The 6,328-nt window shown below is 69.5% G+C and carries 7 protein-coding genes; 4 read left to right on the top strand and 3 right to left on the bottom strand.

What is annotated here, in order from left to right; translation table 11 throughout:
* Both VGH85_23280 and VGH85_23275 read right to left on the bottom strand, forming a co-directional pair.
* A partial coding sequence (locus VGH85_23280; GenBank protein HEY2176744.1) for a peroxidase family protein occupies nt 1-1,328 on the bottom strand: 1,328 nt, incomplete at its 3' end.
* Between the two features lie 44 nt (nt 1,329-1,372).
* Nucleotides 1,373-1,804 (bottom strand): Fur family transcriptional regulator, encoded by a 432-nt coding sequence (locus VGH85_23275; GenBank protein HEY2176743.1) that lies wholly within the window; start codon nt 1,802-1,804, stop codon nt 1,373-1,375.
* Between the two features lie 96 nt (nt 1,805-1,900).
* On the opposite strand from VGH85_23275, the gene VGH85_23270 reads away from it, so the two are divergent.
* On the top strand, nt 1,901-2,695 hold the full coding sequence (locus VGH85_23270) for a class I SAM-dependent methyltransferase (GenBank protein HEY2176742.1): 795 nt from the start codon (nt 1,901-1,903) through the stop codon (nt 2,693-2,695).
* Here VGH85_23270 and VGH85_23265 read toward each other — a convergent pair.
* The gene (locus VGH85_23265) at nt 2,684-3,592 is read right to left on the bottom strand and encodes a LysR family transcriptional regulator (GenBank protein ID HEY2176741.1); all 909 of its coding nucleotides are present in this window, start codon (nt 3,590-3,592) and stop codon (nt 2,684-2,686) included. The genes VGH85_23270 and VGH85_23265 overlap by 12 nt on opposite strands.
* A gap of 94 nt (nt 3,593-3,686) precedes the next feature.
* Between VGH85_23265 and VGH85_23260 the strand changes: the two genes are divergently transcribed.
* The 3 genes from VGH85_23260 (at nt 3,687) to VGH85_23250 (ending at nt 6,324) form a co-directional block, all read left to right on the top strand.
* Nucleotides 3,687-4,778 carry a putative sulfate exporter family transporter gene (locus VGH85_23260; GenBank protein HEY2176740.1) on the top strand — a complete coding sequence of 364 codons (1,092 nt, stop codon included), beginning with the start codon at nt 3,687-3,689 and terminating at the stop codon, nt 4,776-4,778.
* A gap of 67 nt (nt 4,779-4,845) precedes the next feature.
* Nucleotides 4,846-5,403, top strand: a complete 558-nt coding sequence (locus VGH85_23255; GenBank protein ID HEY2176739.1) for a ferritin — start codon at nt 4,846-4,848, stop codon at nt 5,401-5,403.
* Between the two features lie 114 nt (nt 5,404-5,517).
* A complete protein-coding gene (locus VGH85_23250; GenBank protein HEY2176738.1) occupies nt 5,518-6,324 on the top strand; it encodes an alpha/beta hydrolase in 807 nt (268 codons plus the stop codon).
* Nucleotides 6,325-6,328 lie beyond the last annotated feature (4 nt).

Genomic DNA, 6,328 nt, shown 5'->3' with positions numbered 1-6,328 from the left:
GCGACGTCCGCACTGCCGACCAGCTCGTGATCGACCGCCGCGACCGGGTCCTGCCACAGCTGCGGCTCCGCCACCCACGGGCCCAGGTAGCGCGAAACCGGCCCCATGTCGCGGTGCAACAGCTTGTACCACGCCTTCGCGAACGCCTCCGCAAACTCCTCCGGGTGCTCCAGGAAGCGGCGGGCGATCCGCTCGTAGATCGGGTCGACCCGCAGCGCGATGTCGGTCGTCAGCATCGTCGGTGCGCGGGTGTCCGAGGCGTCCTGAGGTCCGGGGATCGTGCCCGCCCCGGCGCCGTCCTTCGCCTGGAACTGCCACGCGCCGGCGGGGCTCTTGACCAGCTCCCACTCGTAGTTGAACAGGGTCTCCAGGAAGGTGTTGTCCCACGTGGTGGGCGTGGGGGTCCACACGACTTCGAGCCCACTGGTGATGGCGTCGGCGCCCGTGCCGGTGCCGAACGAGTTCTTCCAGCCGAGGCCCTGCTGCTCGATCGGGGCGCCCTCGGGCTCGGGGCCGACGTAGTCGGCACCGGCCGCGCCGTGAGTCTTTCCGAACGTGTGGCCGCCGGCGATCAGCGCAAACGTCTCTTCGTCGTTCATGGCCATACGCCGGAACGTCTCGCGAATGTCCCTCGCGGCGGCCAGCGGATCCGGCGTGCCGTTGGGACCCTCCGGGTTCACGTAGATCAAGCCCATCTGCACGGCGCCGAACGGTTCGGCCAACTCCCGGTCGCCGCTGTAGCGCTCGTCGCCGAGCCAGGTGTCCTCGGGGCCCCAGAAGATCTCATCGGGCTCCCAGATGTCCTCCCGCCCGAAGCCGAAGCCGAAGGTCGCGAAGCCCATCGACTCCAGCGCGCAGTTGCCCGCGAAGATGATCAGGTCGGCCCAGGAGATCTTCCTGCCGTACTTCTGCTTGACCGGCCACAGCAGTCGGCGCGCCTTGTCCAGGCTCGCGTTGTCCGGCCAGCTGTTCAGCGGGGCGAACCGCTGCGCGCCCTGGCCGCCGCCGCCGCGACCGTCCGAGATGCGGTACGTGCCGGCGGCGTGCCAGCTCATCCGGATGAACAGCGGCCCGTAGTGGCCGTAGTCGGCGGGCCACCAGTCCTGCGAGGTCGTCATCACCGCGAAGACGTCTTGCTTCAACGCGTCGACGTCGAGGGACGCGAACTCCTTCGCGTAGTCGAAGTCCTCGCCCATCGGGTTGGACCCGGACGAGGACTGGCGCAGGACCTGCAGGTTGGGCTGATTCGGCCACCAGTCCCGGTTGGTCCTCGGGGCGGTTTCCTTGGGCGTCGGGGAAGGGATTACTGGGTTCTCGCTCTCAGACACGCCGGTCTCTCTCCTATCTCGCTGCTCCGGATCGTTCGTTTGCGTCAGCCCGCGGCTGCCGCGTCACACTCAGGACATCGGCCCCAGTAGACGACCTCGGCCTCGTCGATCGCGAAGCCCTGGTCGTCGGATGCGGTCAAGCACGGCGTATTGCCGACGGCGCAGTCGACGTCGGCGATGTCACCGCACGATCGGCACACGACGTGGTGGTGGTTGTCGCCGACGCGCGCCTCGTAGCGCGCCACCGAGCCGGCCGGCACGATACGTCGCACGAGTCCCGCGTCGGTCAGTGCGCGCAGTACGTCGTACACCGCCTGCCGGGACACCCCCCCGAAATCCGCCCGCACGGCACCGCTGATCGCATCGGTGTCGGCGTGCGGATGACCGTGCACCGCGGCCAGCACCGCCAGCCGAGGACGCGTCACGCGCAGATCGGCGCGACGCAACATGTCCTCGTACTCCGCCACCGCCGGCACGCTGCCTAGTCTGGTCCGCTTTCCTGGACTCAGTCAAGACCAGCCACCTGGCTGGGGGTCGTTGCGCCACGGCCCACAGCGCGGTTTGGTGACGACATGGATGGTCAGGACACCGAAGACCTGCCGGAGCATGTACTCACCAACCGCGAGGTGTGGGACACCGTTTTTAGCCCGTGGTACGGCGCCCGCGCGAGGCAGCAGTGGGCATCCGAGCCGCACTGGGGAACCTGGGCGGTACCGCAGACCGACGTGCCGTTCCTGCCGGCAGACCTTGCCGGCAAGGACCTGATCGAGCTGGGCTGCGGTACGGCGTACGTGTCCGCGTGGTCGGCCCGGGCCGGCGCCCGGCCGATCGGGATCGACAACTCCGCGCAGCAACTGGCGACCGCCCGCGCCATGCAGGCGGAGTTCGACCTCACGTTCCCGCTCGTGCACGGCAACGCCGAGCAGACTCCGTTTCCGGATGCCAGCTTCGACGTGGCGGTGAGCGAGTACGGCGCATCCATGTGGTGCGACCCGTACCGCTGGATCCCGGAGACTGCCCGACTGCTCAGACCCGGCGGGGAGCTCGTCTTCAGCAGCTTCTCGGTCCTGCTGACCCTGTGTCTCGGGCGCGAGGATCCCGCCGGGACGACCCTCCGCAAGGATCAGCGCGGGTTGTTCCGCATCGACGAGGGCGACGGTCAGGTCTGTTTCTGCCTGCCGCACGGCCCACTGATGCGGCTGTTGCGCCGGTCGGGATTCTTGGTGGAGGACCTGATCGAGGTCTACGCACAAGAGGGAGGGCCAGTGGATATCGACTACGTCGAGCGCGACTGGGGGCAGCGCTGGCCGGCCGAAGAAATCTGGAAGGCCCGCCTCGAGCACCCCGCCTCGCGCTCAACTTCCTGACGACGATCGGCCCACGATCTGCAGGAGCGACCGTGCCGGATCGGTGAGAGTGGCGGCGGACGGCCAGATGGCACGGAAGCTCCGACGTAACGCGATTCCGGCGACGGGGACGGTGACCAGCCGACGATCGGCGAGCTCTGCGGCCACCGCGAGCCGGCTCAGCACGGCCGGCGCCTCGCCCGCGGCGACCGCCGCCTTGATCGCCGTCGTCGATGCCAGCTCCAGGGCCGGCGCGGTGTGCGGTCGGTTCAGCAGCCGCTCGAGGACCTCCCGCGTGCCCGACCCCTCCTCGCGAAGCACCAAGGGAGTTTCCGCCAGCTCGGACACCGTCACCGGCCGTCGGCGGCGGGCCCATTTGTGACCGGGCGCCACCACGACCACCAACTCGTCCGCTCCGACCGTCCGGGACCGCAGGCCCCGCGGCGCCCGGGAACCCTCAACGAAGCCGAGTTCGACCTGCCGGTTGATCACCAGATCGGCGACCTGGGCGGAATTGCCGACCTGCAAGGCGACCGCCACTGACGGCAGCATCGCGTGCAGGCCGACCAGCCAACCGGGGACCAGATACTCGGCCACGGTCATCGAGGCGGCGATCCGCAACCGACCCGCCCGCTCGCTGCGGAGCGCGGCGGCGCCCGCGAGCAGGCCCTGCACCGCCTCCGCCACCGGCCGGGCCCAGTCCACCACCGCGACCCCGTCCGGCGTCAGCCGCGATCCGGTGGTCGACCGCTCCAGCAGGGTCAGGCCCAGCCGCCGTTCCAACGAACGCAGCCGCATGCTCACCGCGGGCTGGCTGATCCCGTGCGCCCGCGCGGCCTGGCCAAGGCTTCCCGTCTCGGCCACCGAGATGAGCAGATCCAACGCGCCGAGCTCGGGCGTTCCCGCCGGTAGAGGCATAAGTGAATGTTAGGACGCCATACGCAAAGTGTGACTACCCGATCGGGCCGAGCTCGCCGACGCTGAAGGACGGGAAGCGAGACGAGGAGGACCGATGCCCACTGCGGTGCACCCACACCCGGAGGCCCCGCATCCGCGGGACGCGGCGAGCGACTCGCAGCCGGTCGACGCCGCAGCCCGGCGGGTCGCCGCCCTGCTGCCGGGGATCGGCCTCAGCCTGGCGATCGCGGTCGTCGCGACGATCCTCGGCCGGGTCGAGCCAATCATCGGTAGCCCGGTCTTCGGCGTCGTGCTCGGGATGGTCGCCGCCGCCGTGCTGCGCCCCGGAACCACCCTCCGGCCCGGGATCGGGTTCACCGGCAAGCACGTCCTGCAGGCGTCCATCGTCGTACTCGGCACGGGGCTGTCGCTGGTCGAGGTCGTGCACACCGGTGTCTCGTCGCTGCCGGTCATGCTGGGCACACTGGCTCTCGCCGGCGGCGCCACCGTGGTGTTCGGTCGGCTGCTGCACGTCGACGGCAACCTGCGGATGCTCATCGGCGTCGGCACCGGTGTCTGCGGTGCCTCGGCGATCGCGGCGGTGACGGCGGTGGTCGGCGCGATCGAGGTCGACGTCGCCTATGCGATCTCCACGATCTTCGCGTTCAACGTCGCGGCGGTCCTGCTGTTTCCGGCGCTCGGGCACCTGTTGGGCCTGTCCCAGCATGCCTTCGGGCTGTGGGCCGGAACCGCCATCAACGACACCTCGTCGGTGGTGGCCGCCGCGTACACCTACGGGACTGCCGCCGGTGCCTACGGAGTGGTGATCAAGCTGACCCGCAGCTTGATGATCGTCCCGGTCTGCCTCGGCCTGGCGGCCCAGCAACTGCGCCGCCGCCGCCACGGCACCGGTACCTCGGTGGCGACGAGCATGCCGTGGCTGAAGGTCTTTCCCTGGTTCATCGTCTACTTCCTGCTCGCCGCGGCGGCCAACACGATGGGTCTGGTGCCGCACGGTTGGCATTCGCTACTCGCCGCTCTCGCGACCTTCCTGATCACCGTGGCGTTGGCCGGGATCGGCCTCTCGGCGCGGTTCGGGTCGATGCGCACCATGGGCGTCCGGCCACTCCTTCTCGGCGCGGCACTCTGGGCGACCGTCGCGGTCGGCAGTCTGGCGATCCAGGGCGCGACCGGCCTGCTGACGTGAGCAGTCAGCGCCAGCCGGATTACGGCGGGATCCCTGCGCCCGAACTCCGGCGGTTAGGCTCGGCGGCATGTCGACGACCGACGAGACAGCAGCCGACTCACCGTTCGTGACCCTCCTGCGCGCGCAGGTGCGGGAGGAGTTCACGGCGCACCAGCAGTACATCGCGCTGGCGGTTTGGTTCGATGCGCACGACCTGCAACGCCTGGCCGCGCACTTCTACCGGCAGGCCCTCGAGGAGCGCAACCACGCGATGATGATCGTGCAGTACATGCTCGACCGGCACATCGAGGTGCCTATCCCCGGCGTTGGAGAGGTCCGCAACGACTTCAGCGAGGTGCGTGAGCTGATCCAGTTGGCACTGGACCAGGAGAAGCGGGTCACGCTGCAGATCGAGGCTCTCTTCAAAGCGGCCCGGGACGACGGCGACTTCGTCGGCGAGCAGTTCGTCCTCTGGTTCCTCAAGGAGCAGGTCGAGGAGGTGGCGGCGATGTCGACGATGCTCACCATCACCGAGCGGGCCGGCGACGACCTGTTCCAGATCGAGGACGTGCTGGCGCGCGAACAGATCGGCGACCGCGGCGCCTCCGACGGCTCGGCTCCGAAGGTCGCGGGCACGTCGGTCTAGCCGCCGGGCAGCCCGCCGCCGCGCGCCAAGTTTCTGCGATCGGCGCGGCCACAAACGTGCCGGATGTGCAATGGTGGTCCGCGCAAAATTGTTGATCACAGGCCGGAGGTGGCGGTGGGCGGGCCGACGTACGAACACTTCGACGGCACCGAGGGCAACGTCGTCCACCGGGTCTGGCCGGCCGAGGAGCCGCGTCGGATCGTGGCCGTGGCGCACGGCTACGGCGAGCACATCGGCCGCTACGAATACCTCGCCGAGACCCTCACCTCTGATCACGGCGTCGTCTGTGGCCCGGACCATCTCGGCCACGGTCGCAGCGACGGTGAGCGCGCGCTGGTCACCGACTTCGAGCACCTCGTCGACGACCTGCACACCGTGATCGAGCGGGTGGAATCGGCGTACCCCGGACTTCCGACCGTCCTGGTCGGGCACTCGCTCGGGGGGCTGGTCGCGGCGCGGTACGCCCAGCGTCATGCCGATGAGCTCGCAGGTCTGGTGCTCTCCGCACCCGTCGTCGGAAGTTGGAAGACCAGCACCGACCTCCTCGCCCTCACCGAACTGCCGGACGAGCCGCTCGACACCAGCACGCTGTCCCGCGACCCGGCGGTGGCGGCGTCCTACGAGGCGGATCCGATGGTCTACCACGGGCCGTTCAAGCAGCAGACGCTCCGGGCGATCGCCGGCACCCTGCACGTGGTGAACTCCGGCCCGGGACTCGGGGATCTGCCGACCCTGTGGCTGCACGGCCAGGACGACGAGCTCGTTCCGCTCGTCGAGTCGACCGCGGGCATCGAGACCCTCGCGCCACAGGACCTCACCACCCGGATCTACCGCGGCGCCAGGCACGAGGTCTTCAACGAGACCAACCGCGACGAGGTCGCGCGCGACACCATCCAGTTCATCAACCGCGTCACCGCCTAGCGCG

The sequence above is a fragment of the Mycobacteriales bacterium genome, from assembly GCA_036497565.1.
Taxonomy (GTDB): Bacteria; Actinomycetota; Actinomycetes; order Mycobacteriales; family QHCD01; genus DASXJE01.
This window is presented reverse-complemented; position numbering and strand designations above follow the sequence as displayed.